This window comes from Bacillus sp. AF23 (genome assembly GCF_020861455.1).
GTDB classification, from domain to species: domain Bacteria; phylum Bacillota; class Bacilli; order Bacillales; family Bacillaceae; genus Bacillus; species Bacillus halotolerans.
Genome location: NZ_JAJHVY010000017.1, coordinates 416,632 through 430,382 on the forward strand (window position 1 = coordinate 416,632; position 13,751 = coordinate 430,382).

The window sequence follows — 13,751 nt, forward strand, 5'->3', positions numbered from 1 at the left end:
CGCCAATAGAAACTTATACCATTGTTTTGATATACTAGCAAGCAGGAGGTGGCTGATATGAAGGTTTATATTACATATGGGACAGCCGATTTTTTGAAAAACATCGTGCAAAAACATTCCTCGGAAAATATGCTTTTGATGCAGGGACAGGAAAATGCGATTTTAATTCATGAAACAAACGGAGAAACGGTTTTTCAGGCCCCCCATTCCTATGAAGTCATTGACCAAGTCGGAAACATGAAGCATCCCGGTTTCGCAGTATTGAACAATATAGCCGTCACACAGGAAGGACGGCCGCTGTTTGAAAACAGATTTAAAAACAGAGCGGGAAAAGTCGAAAACGAGCCCGGCTTTGAAGCCATTCGTGTCCTGCGTCCGCTTGACAGCGACACGTACGTCATTCTCACCTTGTGGGAAACAGAAAGAGCCTTCCAAGACTGGCAGCAGTCAGGCTCATACAAAGAAGCCCACAAAAAACGCGGCACGTCTGCCGGAGTTGACACAACGTCCATTTTCTCCCGGCCTTCGTATGTCACCACATATGTTGCTGTCGAATAGCTGCCGGAATGTCCGGCAGCTTTTCTTATGGCAAGAAGCTAGATGAAGTATATTTGCCCAGTCTGCGGGTTTAAAGGGCTGACAGACCGGCATATGATGGACCAAGGGAATCACTCCTCGTGCTGCGGCCTCCAATTCGGATACGACGATTTTGAAATGACGCGTGAGGACGGTTCATATTTAGAACCTTCGGAAAGCATAATCGCCCACCGAAAAAACTGGCTTGCTGTACCCGCAGCATCAGCAGCAGGCTAAAAAAGTATTGAAGCACGAGTTGATCGAGCAGCTAAAACATATCTGTCTTATCTGAAGTAATATCTGCGGTCAGATGCTATCTGTCCCGGCACCTTCCGCCCGCCTATGAATAATCTGTAGGAAGCGGAAGGAGTGATCAATGATGGAAATCGGGATTATGTCTGTTCATGTTCTTTATGTGTTTTTTATTGGAGCGATCATTCTTTTTATGCTGCTGCGAAAAGATACAACCTTTATTTCGTTATTTGGGATTTTCATCATTTCGTTATGGGCCAGCCATTCGCTTTCAGCTTCGGTCAGCAGTTTATTCCACAGCTTCATCTATGCGGCATCTGAGCTGCTTCCTACGATTTTCATCATCTGTTTTATCGTGTCTATGAGTGATGTGTTAACGAAAACAGGGATAAATGAAGCGATGATTTCTCCCTTTGTCCGTCTTGTTAAAGGTCCTGTAATTGCATACTGGCTGATTGGCGGACTGATGTTTGCCATTTCTCTATTCTTCTGGCCTTCGCCGGGTGTCGCTTTAATCGGCGCCGTTCTGCTTCCGGCAGCCTCCCGTGCCGGCCTGCCGCCTATCGCTGCCGCCATGGCAATGAATTTATTCGGGCACGGCTTTGCCCTTTCAGGAGACTTTGTCATTCAGGCAGCGCCAAAACTGACAGCTGATGCAGCAGGCATCCCTGTCGGTGATGTCATCTCAGCTAGCATTCCGCTCGTTCTGATTATGGGCGTGACCACCACAACTGCCGCTTTCTTTATGATTCAGCGTGAACGCAAAAAACAATTGCGGCCCGCTTCTTTTTCCCCGATGTCAGAAGAACAAGACACTTCAATGTATTTGCCGAAACGTCTTCGGTCATTGCTGGCTCTTTTGATTCCTCTTGTATTTGCAGCTGATATCGCGTGTATGGTCATATTCAACCTTCAAGGAAATGATGCAACCGCGTTAATTGGCGGATCGGCCATTTGCATCATGCTGATCGTCCATTTCCTTGTGTATAAACAGAAAGGGCTTGAAAAAATTACTGGATATTTTATCGAGGGGTTTCAATTCGGCTTTAAGGTTTTCGGTCCCGTCATTCCAATTGCCGCTTTCTTTTATCTTGGTGATTCCGGCTATGAGAGCATCTTGGGTACTGAACTCCCTAAACCTTCACACGGCATTGTCAATGATCTCGGCATCGCCTTATCCCACGCCATGCCTATGTCTAAGGAGCTTGCCGCCGCAGCCTTGACTGCCGCTGGAGCCGTAACCGGACTCGACGGTTCAGGTTTTTCAGGCATTTCCCTCGCCGGCTCCATCGCCAAGCTCTTTTCATCCGCTCTCCATGCTGATCCAGCCGTCCTGACCGCACTCGGGCAAATATCAGCCATCTGGGTGGGCGGCGGTACGCTTATTCCATGGGCGCTCATTCCCGCTGCAGCCATTTGCAAGGTCGATCCATTTGAGCTTGCCAGAAAGAACTTCCTCCCCGTTGTGATCGGACTTTCGGTGACAACCATTGCAGCGATGATCATGCTTTGAAACCCGACCAGTTGAAATATTCAGACTTTTTCTATACAATCATGGAAAAGCTTAGAAAAGGGGGAAGGGGCTTTGTCCATAAAGACGCTGCAAAAAGAGATAAACAAACAGCTCGACAGCTGTTTCGATGAAATGGTGGAAATCAGGCGCCATTTCCATATGTACCCTGAACTGTCCAATCAGGAAGAAAAAACAGCCGCTTTTATTGCTTCCTATTACGAATCGTTAGGAGTCCCGATCCGCACCAAAGTTGGCGGCAATGGGGTTCTGGCTTATATTGAAGGCAGCGAACCCGGTCCTGCTGTCGCATTGCGGGCCGATTTTGACGCCCTTCCCATCCAGGATGAAAAAGATGTTCCTTACGCCTCCAAAGTGCCCGGTGTCATGCATGCATGCGGCCATGACGGCCATACAGCGGCTCTGCTTGCCGTCGGAAAGGTGCTTTATCAGAACAGGCATGATCTGAAAGGAACGTTTATTATGATCCATCAGCACGCTGAGGAGTACGCGCCAGGGGGCGCAAAACCGATGATTGAGGACGGCTGTCTTGAAAACGCAGACGTCATATTCGGCACCCATCTTTGGGCGACTGAGCCGATCGGAACCATTCTCTGCCGCTCCGGCGCCGTAATGGCCGCAGCTGACAGATTTACAATCAGCATTCACGGAAAGGGCGGCCATGGCGCTCACCCCCATGATACAAAAGACGCCGTCCTGATCGGCTCGCAAATCGTTTCCTCGCTGCAGCATATTGTCAGCCGCAAAGTCAATCCGATTCACTCCGCTGTCATATCGACAGGCTCTTTCATGGCTGATAACCCGTTTAATGTGATTGCAGACCATGCAACTCTCATTGGCACAGCTCGTTCGTTTAATGAAAATGTCCGCGACATTCTGGAAAAAGAAATCGAAGCTGTTGTAAAAGGTGTGTGCAGCATGCACGGCGCTTCCTATGACTACAACTATGAACGCGGCTACCCGGCTGTAGTCAATCACCCTGCGGAGACCGATCATCTGGTAAACGTCGCAAAAACCACAGACGGCGTTCAACAGGTTCTTCAAGGTGAACCGCAAATGGGCGGCGAAGATTTTTCTTATTACTTACAGCATGTCAAAGGAACCTTTTTCTTTACCGGCGCCGCTCCTGAACAGCCTGAGCGTATCTTTTCCCACCACCACCCGAAATTTGATATCAATGAAAAAGCGATGCTGACTGCTGCCAAAGTGCTTGCGGGCGCTGCAATTACTTACCATTTATCTTAAAAAAACAGCCGGAGTTTTACTCTCCGGCTGTTTCCTTTAATATTCTCAGATGAAAAACGTGTCTTGCTGTATCTCCAAGCTGAGCAAGCAGTTTATAATTGGCAATTCCGCCGACTGCGGCCCCTACCCCTGGTAAAAGCTGAAAAAGCTTGACGACATCAATATAATCGCGATACTCCTGCTGAAACACTCTCCAGTCAATATCCTTTTTCTCCGTCTCCCAGTTTTCAATAACAGAAAAAAGCGCTTTGCGGCAGTCATCACTTGAAAAAGCAAGCTGAAATACAAGAAGCAAAAACATCCTTTCATCTGCATTCTTCACATCAAAACCGTATATCGAGGACAAAGTGAATAAACATTTCATCTTAATGGAAAGCAGCAGCGGGAAATCGGCAATACCTAAAAAAATGCCGCCCGCCCCTGTGCCGACTCCTTCAGCAGCCGCCACTTTCTGATAAGAAGCAATCGTTTTTTTCGCAAGCTCGTTTTTTTCACTGAGTGAAAGCGTGCTTGTATCCTTCTTATAAGTGATGATATTAGATCCTGCCATCGTGGCTTCCACCATTTTTTTCACGCTTTCAGTTACCGCTGCATGAATTTTTTCAGGTATCCGTTCATTCACCTTTGTTTGCACACGCTTTGAGAAGCGTTCAAACATGGAATCCTTTCGCAATAAATGCATTTTCCATTGAAGAGCTTCCTGCATCAGCAGATTCTCGCTCATTAGACCTACCCCTTTTTTCAGATCACAGCTTTCCGTGTTTTTTTAATCTGGCGGTCATGTAAGACGGCAGAACGACAAAGATCAAGACAACAGAGCCGATCAGCGCGTACAGAAAACCTGCAGCGCCCGCAGCATACGCAGAGGCCGCTGCCATGAGCAGAGCCTGCACGCTAAGCGCAGTTTTTAATAGAGAGAAATAGCTTTTCAGCTTCGCTTCCTTTTTGACAGGATATAGCTCTTGAAGCGCCAGATGGTCAAAGTGGCCAAACAGCGGCAGAAGCTGAATGCCTGTGATAAATACGGTAAACACAGTCAAAATCCCTGCGATGATCGGGCTTGCAGATGCATACATCATAATCAGCGCGAAAATAACGGTTAATCTGACTTGAATGCCCAGATAATCACTTGAACGCAAAAACGCGCGGGCAAACATATAGGCAAACGTTTTACGCTGTTCAAACGGCACAAACCGCAGCAAAAAGTCGAGATACGCTCTCCGTTTCGCTTGTTTCTTTAAATGCGGCACATCTGTAAACAGGTTGGCAATCCGGTAAAAACGCTGCTTGCGTCTCAATTCGTGTTCTATATGGCTTTCCCATTTAAATGTTTTTCCTTTTGCAGCGGAAGACACATAAAGATAAAGAGCCGCCATAATGATATAGATCACAAGCGCATACACATAAACCGACTGAAAAACAAAATACAGAACGAGTGTATTAGCGGCAAAACGAATGACAAGATCCATCTGTTTCATGCTTCTGTCATTTTGAAACGTCATACGCCATTCCAAGGCCTGATTCCACGCTTTCAGCAGCAGAAGCTGTACAAATACCGCCGCGTACGACACGAGCGATGCTCCCGGCGTGACAGCGAAATAAAGCGGCATCGCTACGAGGCTCAATGCAATCAGCGGAAACAGCTGGGACACATAGCTGTAAACAAACGCCTGTCTCAAATACGGCTCCATCTTAGCCTCAAGCGGCAATAAGAAGACAAGGTCAGCCTCCTTTAAAAGCGTCCGCACATAAGATCCAGTCAGAACGAGTGAAAACAGAACGGCCATCACCCAAAAGGACGGAAAGTGAGCGGGAATGTCCCGTATCCATTTGCTGTACCAGCTCGCCGCACCTGCGATAAAAAAGATCAAAACGATAACGAGGTGATCGTTGAGCATATATTTCATGTACATTCTTGTTTCTTTAATATGCTCCTGCAGCCGTGACTGCCAAATATCCAGCATGTTATTCATGGCCAGCGTCTTCCTTTGTGAGCTCTAGATACAAATCATCCAGCGCCGCGTCCTTCATTCCAAACTGCTCTCTGAGCTCGGACAGCGTGCCGCGCGCCCGCACTTCGCCGTTATGTAAAATGATAAACGAATCACAATAGCGCTCCGCCGTTGCCAGGATGTGCGTTGACATCAGCACGCTCGCCCCGCTTTTCTTCGCTTCATTCATCCGCTCAAGCAGAGCATTGATTGCCAGCGGATCAAGTCCCAGAAACGGCTCATCAATGATGTAGAGCGCAGGCTCTGCCAAAAACGCACACATGATCATAACCTTCTGCTTCATCCCTTTAGAAAAATGCGCCGGGAACCACTTCAGCCTCTTTTCCATTCGGAATTCCTTTAACAGCGGCGACAATCTTTTTTCCATGGTTTCTTTTGAAAGGCCATATGCCATCGCCGTCAATTCAAGGTGTTCCATCAGCGTCAGTTCTTCATATAAAACGGGTGTCTCAGGAATATAAGTGAATTGGGACCGATAGCCTTCCCGATCCTCAGCAAAGGTTTTCCCGTTTAACTCAATAGATCCTTTATGCGGGTCCATCAGCCCGATGATATGTCTGATTGTTGTACTTTTACCTGCACCATTTAAACCGATTAAACCGACAATTTGGTTCGGCTCAAGGGTGAATGACACGTTTTTCAAAACCGGATTTCTCGTATAACCGCCGGTTAAGTCTTTTACCGATAGCAGAGACATAGTTTCTCCCCTTATATTGTTTTTCTTCATAGTACCAAAAACAAAGCCTGATTTGAAACAATTCCCTTTTAACAAATGATGAATTTGCTGTCATAAAGAGACAGGTTTCTGGACAATATAATCGTTGTAGAGGAAAAAGCATATCAACTGAAAAATGAGGTGTTTGTCAAAGACGTCTTAGGCACAGTTGGATAGAAAATAAACATGTCCTATGCTCAAACCTTTTTGCATTCACTGAATTGATGAATCTTCATTTCTGAAGCTGACTATCAAATGAGGTGTTTATCGCAGGAATCGTTAAGCATTAAACAAGTCTTCATTTTATTGACAAATGAGGTGCTTACCAAAGGCATATCACATTTTCTTTATAAAGCTGATTCCTCTGCATTCAGGGTGAACGCTCCGCCGTTCATCCTGTTTTCTATTTTCTTCATTTCTGTGGTACGATGAGTTTATACATAAAAAAACAATTTCATAAGGAGGAACCCTCATGCATAGTGCAGAGAATTGTATCTTTTGTAAAATTATCGCCGGCGAAATCCCGTCAGCAAAGGTTTATGAAGATGAACATGTGCTGGCATTTCTCGATATCAGCCAAGTGACGAAAGGCCACACCCTCGTTATCCCGAAAACCCATATTGAAAATGTTTACGAATTTACAGACGAATTAGCGAAACAATATTTTCACGCCGTTCCGAAAATTGCCCGCGCCATAAGGGATGAATTTGAACCGATCGGCTTAAATACGTTAAACAACAACGGCGAAAAAGCAGGACAATCTGTTTTCCATTACCATATGCATATTATCCCGCGCTACGGAAAAGGAGACGGATTCGGAGCAGTGTGGAAAACACATGCGGATGATTACAAACCGGAAGATCTCCAAGACATTTCTTCATCCATTGCCCAACGCCTGGCCTCATCATAAAGATGAGGTTTTTTTATTTGTGAACAATTCGCAAATATTCGTCATTTTCTTTTAATAATTCTAATTTTTTATCAAAAATACTGAATTTTTGTGATAGGATAATTGTATTATTTATTACATTAACGTGGAAAACAGGGAGAGATCATGATGGAACGTACAACGAATTTTAACGCAGGTCCTGCAGCGCTGCCATTAGAAGTTCTGCAAACAGCACAGAAAGAATTTATTGATTTTAATGAATCCGGCATGTCCGTTATGGAGCTTTCCCACCGCAGTAAAGAATATGAAGCGGTGCATCAAAAAGCGAAAAGCTTGCTGATTGAACTGATGGGCATCCCGGAAGACTATGACATTCTGTTTCTTCAAGGCGGGGCAAGCCTTCAATTCTCAATGCTTCCGATGAACTTTTTAACACCTGAAAAAACCGCTCATTTTGTGATGACAGGCGCTTGGTCTGAAAAAGCGCTCGCTGAAGCGAAACTGTTCGGAAACACATCTGTGACGGCGACAAGCGAATCAGACAATTACAGCTACATTCCCGAGGTTGACCTTACAGATGTAAAAGACGGCGCATATTTACATATTACATCTAACAATACGATTTTCGGCACACAGTGGCAGGAATTCCCGAATTCTCCAATTCCGCTCGTCGCTGACATGTCCAGCGATATTTTAAGCCGAAAAATCGATGTATCCAAATTTGACGTCATTTACGGCGGTGCCCAAAAAAACCTTGGCCCTTCAGGTGTTACTGTTGTCGTAATGAAAAAATCATGGCTGCAAAATGAAAATGACAACGTTCCGAAAATCCTTAAATATTCAACACATGTCAAAGCGGATTCTCTTTACAACACTCCGCCTACATTTGCCATTTATATGCTGAGCCTCGTCCTTGAATGGCTGAAGAAAAACGGCGGAGTTGAAGCCGCTGAACAGCGCAACGAACAAAAAGCACAGGTTCTTTACAGCTGCATTGACGAAAGCAATGGCTTCTATAAAGGCCATGCCAGAAAGGACAGCCGTTCACGCATGAACGTTACCTTTACGCTCCGTGATGACGAATTAACGAAAAAGTTCGTTCAGGAGGCAAAAGAAAGAAAAATGGTAGGCCTTGGCGGACATCGTTCAGTAGGAGGCTGCCGTGCTTCCATTTATAATGCGGTGTCACTGGAAGACTGTGAAAAATTAGCTGCGTTCATGAAGAAATTCCAGCAGGAAAATGAGTAAAAAGTCTGGCTGTGCAAACCATTCGTTTGGTATACTGTTTGCATAACAAATTCTTTAAGCCTTCGCAATAAATGATGAGCATATTATTGGAGGGCAAAAAGCTTAGCAGAGGAGAGCATAGTTATGAAAACAAAAGAGTTAGTCATTATGGCTCTGTTTGCCGCAATCGGCGCAGCGCTCCATTCCATTATTCCGCCCTTTTTAGGCGGGATGAAACCAGATATGATGCTGATCATGATGTTTATGGGCATCCTTCTGTTTCCGCGGGTGCAAAATGTACTCGTTATCGGGATTGTGACCGGAATCATTTCAGCTCTTACAACCGCGTTTCCGGCCGGACAGATTCCGAATATCATTGACAAACCTGTATCAGCGTTTCTGTTTTTCTTCCTGTTCCTTCTGGTCAGAAAGAGCCAGAAAACAGCTTCAGCCGCAGTGCTGACAGTCATCGGCACCATCTTATCAGGAACTGTATTTTTAACGTCAGCTTTATTTATCGTCGGTTTGCCTGGCGGTTTCGCCGCATTATTCGCCGCAGTCGTTCTTCCGGCAGCTGTATTGAATACAATTGCCATGATCATGATGTATCCCATTGTGCAAACCATTTTAAGACGCTCAAGTTTTATGGAAGCTGCAAAATAAATGTGACACAAAACCTCTTCCGCTTCCGGGAGAGGTTTTTTTAAAAAAAGAGCCCGCAGCATGTCAGCATGTTTTAAGCGAGGAGTTTTGTGAAAAAGATAAGACATAGTGTAAAGGCGGTTCCGGTTGAACAAACAAGCGCTTTCTGCCGGATGACTTTCTTCGGCGGATAAGAAGCAGCCTGGCTGAGAAGTCTGATATAGTAAATGGCGCCTGTTGCAAAGGCAAGGGTGATGCAGGATAACACAATCATAAAGACAGACAACCTTCTCCCTCCTTTTCACTTAAAAAATATGCTAAAATAAAGCAAGCTATGTATAGAAGTTCATTCTTCGAACAAAATTGAAAAAGTTGCATGTATCATATTTCAAGAAAAAAACGGGGTGATTTTAATGGCGGACGGACGTTCTCTATTAACAGGACTATTCGTGGGCGGCATCATCGGAGGTGCTGCAGTTCTTCTATCAGCACCTTCTTCAGGTAAACAGCTGCGTGAAAAGATCAAAACCAATTGCGATTCTTTTGAAGAAACGATCAAGCGCTTAAAATCAGACGGCTTAACTTTAAAGGACCAGCTAGTGAAAGCGGCAAAAGAAAGTGCAGATGTCATTAAAGACGTGAGCGGTGAACTGCAAACCTCAATTAAAAAATGGCAGGAAGAGATCAAACCTCATCAGCAGGATCTTCAAAAAGAAATCGCTGATATTGAGGAAAAAATCAAACAGCTGGAGAAAACCTTACAAAACTAATATCCTATTCAAAGGAAAAAAGTGCGGGTCAAAACATGACCTGCACTTTTTTTATTCGCAAAAGCCTTTACTAGCAACGGCTCAAGAATTTATTAAAAAATTCTTACATTTTCATCTTTATTAATCTTTATTTTATTGGCATAATAGAGAAAAAGATAAAGAGAAGCAGGTGACGTAATGAATCAAGTGGAACCGCCTTATGATGTGAAAGAGGCTCTGGTCTTCACCCAGAAAATGGCTCAGCTTAGCAAGGCTCTTTGGAAATCGATTGAGAAGGATTGGCAGCAATGGCTCAAACCGTATGACCTGAATATTAATGAGCACCATATTTTATGGATTGCTTATCAGCTGAATGGAGCTTCCATTTCTGAAATAGCAAAGTTCGGGGTCATGCACGTATCAACGGCATTTAACTTTTCAAAAAAGCTCGAAGAACGCGGGTATTTAAGGTTTTCAAAACGGCTGAACGATAAACGAAACACATATGTTCAGCTGACTGAGGAAGGAACTGAGGTATTCTGGAGCTTGCTTGAAGAATTTGATCCGACGCGCAACGCGGTTTTTAAAGGGTCACAGCCTCTGTATCATTTATTCGGAAAGTTCCCTGAAGTGGCAGAAATGATGTGTATGATCCGCCATATATACGGCGATGATTTTATGGAAATCTTTGAAACATCACTCACAAATATCGACAACGACTTTGAAAGCGTAAACGGAAAACTGAAGAAAAAAGCAACGGACACTGCTGCGGATGAATCAGCCGAAGAACTTGAACCTGTAAACAGTTAATCAAAGTGTCTGATAATGTCTATAAAAACTTCCATCAGTTCTTTATAAAGCCCCTGCTCATACAGGGCAAAAATCGTTTCATGAACATCTAATTTTTCGTTCAGCTGTCCGGCAAAAAGCGCAAGGAGCTTATCAAAGGTTACAAATCCTTGCGCTTTTTGTGCTGCCAGCTCCTCCGACAATTCACCGCATATGCGCACAACCTCTTCCCCTTCTTCTCTGCTCAGCCCTTTATCAATCAGCAGCGCATAGAAAGGGTACCTGTCCATATCCACTGTTTTCACTAATAATTGTATGTAATATTCCAATCGCTCAATGCGATGATCCATCGAATCCATCCACACCACTTCTTTCTATCTTTAATCTTATTTTAGCTGATAATTCACTGAGAAGAAAGTTCTAACCCCATATTTCATAGATTGTTTGCTCCTTTCAAAAAAATACCTATTGAAAGATATTTTTTCTTAAAAAAGCATTGATTTTTTTTCTTGGGAGGAGTAAATTATTTTGAGATTCTATTCAAGATGTACGGAAGGATGACTTTGATGAATTGCTGGAAAACCATAAATCTGATGAAAGATTATGGTGCCGTTCGCATAATATTGATTGCTGTGTGTTTCATGATTATGGTTTTTATATCTAACTTCTTAGCATTTGAGCTGTTGCGGCCTAAAACAAGCTTGAGCGATGAATATGTACCGCTGTTCGGCGTTTTGCTCGTCGTTATTTTATTTGTACATAAAGTCATCCATGTCCTGCCGATCATCTGCAAAAAAAGAAAAATAGAAAAAAAGATTTATATATGGCGTATGCGAACGTGGAAACGAATACCGAAAACGACGATGCTGATTTCACTGTTAAGCCCTTTTATGCTGATAACACCTGTATTATTTTACGCCGCGCTGGCGTTTCCGAATCACGCCCATTACTTCTGCATGATTTCAGGCATTCATGCAGGCTACTGTCTGCCGGACTTTTTGCTGGCTCTGAAGCTGATGCAAGCACCGAAAGCATGCTTTATCGATCAGGAAGCAGACGGCTTTGATATTTTGGTCGAAAAGTAGCTGACGCTTGGCGCTGTGCCGATTTTTCAGTTTACATTCTATCTTTTTTGATAAATATTTGGTAATGTAATATGGGAGCAGTTCAGAGAGAGGGGGAATCTCCCATCATTTTATTCTATTTTATCGTGACTGCCTTGTTTATTGTTTACTTTATAAACAGGCTCACCAATACATTATGCCTTGTCAGAGAGATTCCTGAAGAGCGCCAGGATAAGGTATTTCGATTTATCAATGTATGTATATTAATTTTACTGATCTCTTCATTTGTGGAGATATCCTTTACTGTTTAAATATGAAGGAAGTAAAGAAAGCATAGCTGCCGGTCTCGCTAGAACCGGCAGCTATGCTTTTTTGCATTGATTAGTAAAGCCAAGAAGCGCCGATGATAATCAACAAGATAAATAAGACGACCAATAAAGCGAAACCGCCTGCAAATACTTCACCCATCTTAAAAAGCACCTCCTGTAAAAAGCTTTATTTTCCAATTACATCTTATGCAGTTAATTGATGAAACGATTAGGCGCTTGTGAAAGCAAAGGATCGCTTATTCAACAAGCGATCCCTTTTGCTGCTTAGTAGATGTAAGCTGCACCTACAATGATAAGCAAAATGAACAGTACAACAAGCAAAGCGAAACCGTTTGAATATCCTCCGCTCATGTTACATACCTCCTTTTCTTGATCAATATATTTGTATGTCATCAGCGAAAGTTTGACTAGACGAATGCCCTTTATTTAAAATCTTTTTACAGAAAGCCACAATATGTTATGATACGCATAGGCAATTCAATTTGGAATGATTAGGAGTGTTTGAAAACAATGAAGAAAATCGCAATAGCAGCTATCACTGCTACAAGCATCCTCGCTCTCAGTGCTTGCAGCAGCGGCGACAAAGAAGTCATCGCAAAAACAGACGCAGGCGATGTGACAAAAGGCGAACTTTACACAAACATGAAAAAACAAGCTGGAGCGAGCGTCCTCACTCAGCTGGTGCAAGAAAAAGTTTTGGACAAGAAATACAAAGTATCAGATAAAGAAATTGACAACAAGATGAAAGAATACAAAACACAGCTCGGCGATCAATATACTGCGTTAGAAGATCAATATGGAAAAGATTACCTCAAAGAACAAGTTAAATATGAATTACTTACACAAAAAGCAGCTAAAGATAACATCAAGGTTACAGATGACGAAATTAAAGAATACTGGGAAAACTTAAAAGGCCAAATTCGCGCAAGCCACATCCTTGTCGCTGACAAAAAGACAGCTGAGGAAGTAGAGAAAAAGCTGAAAAAAGGTGAGAAATTTGATGCCCTTGCGAAGGAATACTCTACAGACACAGGCTCAGCTAAAAACGGTGGCGAACTTGGCTGGATTTCAAAAGATAACGAACAACTGGATTCCACATTCAGAAAAGCTGCATTCAAGTTGAAAACAAACGAAGTCAGCGACCCTGTGAAAACACAATTTGGCTACCATATCATCAAAAAGACTGAAGAACGCGGAAAATATGAAGATATGAAAAAAGAGCTGAAATCTGATGTTCTCGACCAAAAACTTAATGACAACACAGCTGTGCAGGCAGCCGTTCAAAAAGTAATGAAAAAAGCTGACATCGATGTGAAAGATAAAGATTTGAAGGATACATTTAAAACTTCTGCTTCTACTAGCGGTTCTTCAAACAGTTCTAAATAATAAAAAAAGCTGTGCAGGCTCACTGAGCTGCGCAGCTTTTTTTATGCGATGGAATGATTTTGGTTTTCTTCCTCACGCTGCTGGGACGTGCGGCGTTCTTTTTCTTTTTCCATCCTTTCAATATAAACCTGACCTTCTTTTTCAATAAAAGACTGGTCTAACTTATCTTCCTCTTTGGCTGCTGAAACCAGCTTATATGCACTGAAAATGATACCCACAATACAAAGATATACCCACCATGGAAAAAACAACACGGGCTTCTCCCCCTTTTGCATAGATTCTTTATTTTTAACCTTATGCAGGAATGAGACAGGTTATGAGCGGGAAAAGCATGTAAAAAAGGAC

At 43.4% G+C, this 13,751-nt stretch carries 19 protein-coding genes and 1 pseudogene; 12 read left to right on the forward strand and 8 right to left on the reverse strand.

Features of this window, described 5'->3' with window-relative positions:
- The first annotated feature begins 57 nt into the window (after positions 1-57).
- The 4 genes and pseudogenes from hmoB to LNN34_RS11080 all read left to right on the forward strand — a co-directional run bounded on the left by hmoB (position 58) and on the right by LNN34_RS11080 (position 3,604).
- Positions 58-558, forward strand: coding sequence for a heme-degrading oxygenase HmoB (gene hmoB, locus LNN34_RS11065; protein ID WP_229043370.1), 501 nt, complete (start codon positions 58-60; stop codon positions 556-558).
- A gap of 42 nt (positions 559-600) precedes the next feature.
- A pseudogene (locus LNN34_RS11070) lies at positions 601-868 on the forward strand (hypothetical protein).
- Between the two features lie 84 nt (positions 869-952).
- Positions 953-2,341 (forward strand): hypothetical protein, encoded by a 1,389-nt coding sequence (locus LNN34_RS11075; RefSeq protein ID WP_229043375.1) that lies wholly within the window; start codon positions 953-955, stop codon positions 2,339-2,341.
- A gap of 72 nt (positions 2,342-2,413) precedes the next feature.
- Positions 2,414-3,604, forward strand: a complete 1,191-nt coding sequence (locus tag LNN34_RS11080) for a M20 family metallopeptidase (RefSeq protein WP_105955314.1) — start codon at positions 2,414-2,416, stop codon at positions 3,602-3,604.
- 16 nt (positions 3,605-3,620) lie between these two features.
- Here the strand turns inward: LNN34_RS11080 and LNN34_RS11085 are convergent, their stop codons facing one another.
- The 3 genes from LNN34_RS11085 to ecsA are packed head-to-tail and all read right to left on the reverse strand — an operon-like array spanning position 3,621 to position 6,313.
- Complete coding sequence (locus LNN34_RS11085; RefSeq protein ID WP_229043377.1) at positions 3,621-4,328, reverse strand: EcsC family protein; 708 nt, start codon at positions 4,326-4,328, stop codon at positions 3,621-3,623.
- Positions 4,329-4,350: 22 nt separating this feature from the next.
- Positions 4,351-5,577 (reverse strand): ABC transporter permease, encoded by a 1,227-nt coding sequence (locus LNN34_RS11090; RefSeq protein WP_229043379.1) that lies wholly within the window; start codon positions 5,575-5,577, stop codon positions 4,351-4,353.
- Positions 5,570-6,313, reverse strand: a complete 744-nt coding sequence (gene ecsA / locus LNN34_RS11095) for an ABC transporter ATP-binding protein EcsA (protein WP_229043380.1) — start codon at positions 6,311-6,313, stop codon at positions 5,570-5,572. The genes LNN34_RS11090 and ecsA overlap by 8 nt, the downstream gene beginning before the upstream one ends.
- Positions 6,314-6,803: 490 nt before the next feature.
- Here ecsA and LNN34_RS11100 point away from each other — a divergent pair, with 490 nt between their 5' ends.
- The 3 genes from LNN34_RS11100 (at position 6,804) to LNN34_RS11110 (ending at position 9,110) form a co-directional block, all read left to right on the forward strand.
- Entirely contained in the window at positions 6,804-7,241 is a 438-nt protein-coding gene (locus LNN34_RS11100) for an HIT family protein (RefSeq protein WP_059293119.1), read from the forward strand.
- A 147-nt stretch (positions 7,242-7,388) separates the two neighbouring features.
- On the forward strand, positions 7,389-8,468 hold the full coding sequence (gene serC / locus LNN34_RS11105) for a 3-phosphoserine/phosphohydroxythreonine transaminase (RefSeq protein ID WP_044156553.1): 1,080 nt from the start codon (positions 7,389-7,391) through the stop codon (positions 8,466-8,468).
- A 123-nt stretch (positions 8,469-8,591) separates the two neighbouring features.
- Entirely contained in the window at positions 8,592-9,110 is a 519-nt protein-coding gene (locus tag LNN34_RS11110) for a tryptophan transporter (RefSeq protein ID WP_044156554.1), read from the forward strand.
- Positions 9,111-9,183: 73 nt separating this feature from the next.
- Here the strand turns inward: LNN34_RS11110 and LNN34_RS11115 are convergent, their stop codons facing one another.
- The gene (locus LNN34_RS11115) at positions 9,184-9,375 is read right to left on the reverse strand and encodes a hypothetical protein (RefSeq protein ID WP_024120779.1); all 192 of its coding nucleotides are present in this window, start codon (positions 9,373-9,375) and stop codon (positions 9,184-9,186) included.
- 127 nt (positions 9,376-9,502) lie between these two features.
- On the opposite strand from LNN34_RS11115, the gene LNN34_RS11120 reads away from it, so the two are divergent.
- Entirely contained in the window at positions 9,503-9,859 is a 357-nt protein-coding gene (locus tag LNN34_RS11120) for a YtxH domain-containing protein (protein WP_024120778.1), read from the forward strand.
- A 177-nt stretch (positions 9,860-10,036) separates the two neighbouring features.
- Complete coding sequence (locus tag LNN34_RS11125) at positions 10,037-10,648, forward strand: HTH-type transcriptional regulator Hpr (protein ID WP_024120777.1); 612 nt, start codon at positions 10,037-10,039, stop codon at positions 10,646-10,648.
- Here LNN34_RS11125 and LNN34_RS11130 read toward each other — a convergent pair.
- Entirely contained in the window at positions 10,645-10,986 is a 342-nt protein-coding gene (locus LNN34_RS11130) for a YhaI family protein (RefSeq protein WP_024120776.1), read from the reverse strand. The two genes, LNN34_RS11125 and LNN34_RS11130, sit on opposite strands and share 4 nt — an antisense overlap.
- 207 nt (positions 10,987-11,193) lie before the next feature.
- On the opposite strand from LNN34_RS11130, the gene LNN34_RS11135 reads away from it, so the two are divergent.
- Positions 11,194-11,712 carry a DUF3267 domain-containing protein gene (locus tag LNN34_RS11135; protein WP_044156556.1) on the forward strand — a complete coding sequence of 173 codons (519 nt, stop codon included), beginning with the start codon at positions 11,194-11,196 and terminating at the stop codon, positions 11,710-11,712.
- 71 nt (positions 11,713-11,783) lie between these two features.
- A complete protein-coding gene (locus LNN34_RS11140) occupies positions 11,784-12,002 on the forward strand; it encodes a hypothetical protein (RefSeq protein ID WP_081638266.1) in 219 nt (72 codons plus the stop codon).
- A 70-nt stretch (positions 12,003-12,072) separates the two neighbouring features.
- Here LNN34_RS11140 and yhzE2 read toward each other — a convergent pair whose 3' ends face one another.
- Together yhzE2 and yhzE1 are read right to left on the reverse strand one after the other, a co-directional pair.
- Entirely contained in the window at positions 12,073-12,159 is an 87-nt protein-coding gene (gene yhzE2 / locus LNN34_RS11145) for a sporulation protein YhzE2 (RefSeq protein ID WP_003155248.1), read from the reverse strand.
- A gap of 125 nt (positions 12,160-12,284) precedes the next feature.
- On the reverse strand, positions 12,285-12,371 hold the full coding sequence (gene yhzE1, locus LNN34_RS11150) for a sporulation protein YhzE1 (protein WP_003327753.1): 87 nt from the start codon (positions 12,369-12,371) through the stop codon (positions 12,285-12,287).
- 159 nt (positions 12,372-12,530) lie between these two features.
- Between yhzE1 and LNN34_RS11155 the strand changes: the two genes are divergently transcribed.
- Complete coding sequence (locus LNN34_RS11155) at positions 12,531-13,406, forward strand: peptidylprolyl isomerase (protein ID WP_059336389.1); 876 nt, start codon at positions 12,531-12,533, stop codon at positions 13,404-13,406.
- 41 nt (positions 13,407-13,447) lie between these two features.
- Here the strand turns inward: LNN34_RS11155 and LNN34_RS11160 are convergent, their stop codons facing one another.
- A complete protein-coding gene (locus LNN34_RS11160) occupies positions 13,448-13,660 on the reverse strand; it encodes a sporulation YhaL family protein (RefSeq protein WP_044156559.1) in 213 nt (70 codons plus the stop codon).
- Between the last annotated feature and the right edge of the window lie 91 nt (positions 13,661-13,751).

What these genes read in the sequence shown, in the direction of transcription:
- LNN34_RS11075 (WP_229043375.1), top strand. Translation starts at nt 953, where the DNA reads ATGATGGAAATCGGGATTATGTCTGTTCATGTTCTTTATGTGTTTTTT.
- LNN34_RS11130 (WP_024120776.1), bottom strand. Translation starts at nt 10,986, where the DNA reads ATGGATTCGATGGATCATCGCATTGAGCGATTGGAATATTACATACAA.
- LNN34_RS11110 (WP_044156554.1), top strand. Translation starts at nt 8,592, where the DNA reads ATGAAAACAAAAGAGTTAGTCATTATGGCTCTGTTTGCCGCAATCGGC.
- LNN34_RS11120 (WP_024120778.1), top strand. Translation starts at nt 9,503, where the DNA reads ATGGCGGACGGACGTTCTCTATTAACAGGACTATTCGTGGGCGGCATC.
- yhzE1 (WP_003327753.1), bottom strand. Translation starts at nt 12,371, where the DNA reads ATGAGCGGAGGATATTCAAACGGTTTCGCTTTGCTTGTTGTACTGTTC.
- serC (WP_044156553.1), top strand. Translation starts at nt 7,389, where the DNA reads ATGGAACGTACAACGAATTTTAACGCAGGTCCTGCAGCGCTGCCATTA.
- LNN34_RS11090 (WP_229043379.1), bottom strand. Translation starts at nt 5,577, where the DNA reads ATGAATAACATGCTGGATATTTGGCAGTCACGGCTGCAGGAGCATATT.
- LNN34_RS11135 (WP_044156556.1), top strand. Translation starts at nt 11,194, where the DNA reads ATGAATTGCTGGAAAACCATAAATCTGATGAAAGATTATGGTGCCGTT.
- ecsA (WP_229043380.1), bottom strand. Translation starts at nt 6,313, where the DNA reads ATGTCTCTGCTATCGGTAAAAGACTTAACCGGCGGTTATACGAGAAAT.
- LNN34_RS11140 (WP_081638266.1), top strand. Translation starts at nt 11,784, where the DNA reads ATGGGAGCAGTTCAGAGAGAGGGGGAATCTCCCATCATTTTATTCTAT.
- LNN34_RS11125 (WP_024120777.1), top strand. Translation starts at nt 10,037, where the DNA reads ATGAATCAAGTGGAACCGCCTTATGATGTGAAAGAGGCTCTGGTCTTC.
- LNN34_RS11100 (WP_059293119.1), top strand. Translation starts at nt 6,804, where the DNA reads ATGCATAGTGCAGAGAATTGTATCTTTTGTAAAATTATCGCCGGCGAA.
- hmoB (WP_229043370.1), top strand. Translation starts at nt 58, where the DNA reads ATGAAGGTTTATATTACATATGGGACAGCCGATTTTTTGAAAAACATC.
- yhzE2 (WP_003155248.1), bottom strand. Translation starts at nt 12,159, where the DNA reads ATGGGTGAAGTATTTGCAGGCGGTTTCGCTTTATTGGTCGTCTTATTT.
- LNN34_RS11085 (WP_229043377.1), bottom strand. Translation starts at nt 4,328, where the DNA reads ATGAGCGAGAATCTGCTGATGCAGGAAGCTCTTCAATGGAAAATGCAT.
- LNN34_RS11155 (WP_059336389.1), top strand. Translation starts at nt 12,531, where the DNA reads ATGAAGAAAATCGCAATAGCAGCTATCACTGCTACAAGCATCCTCGCT.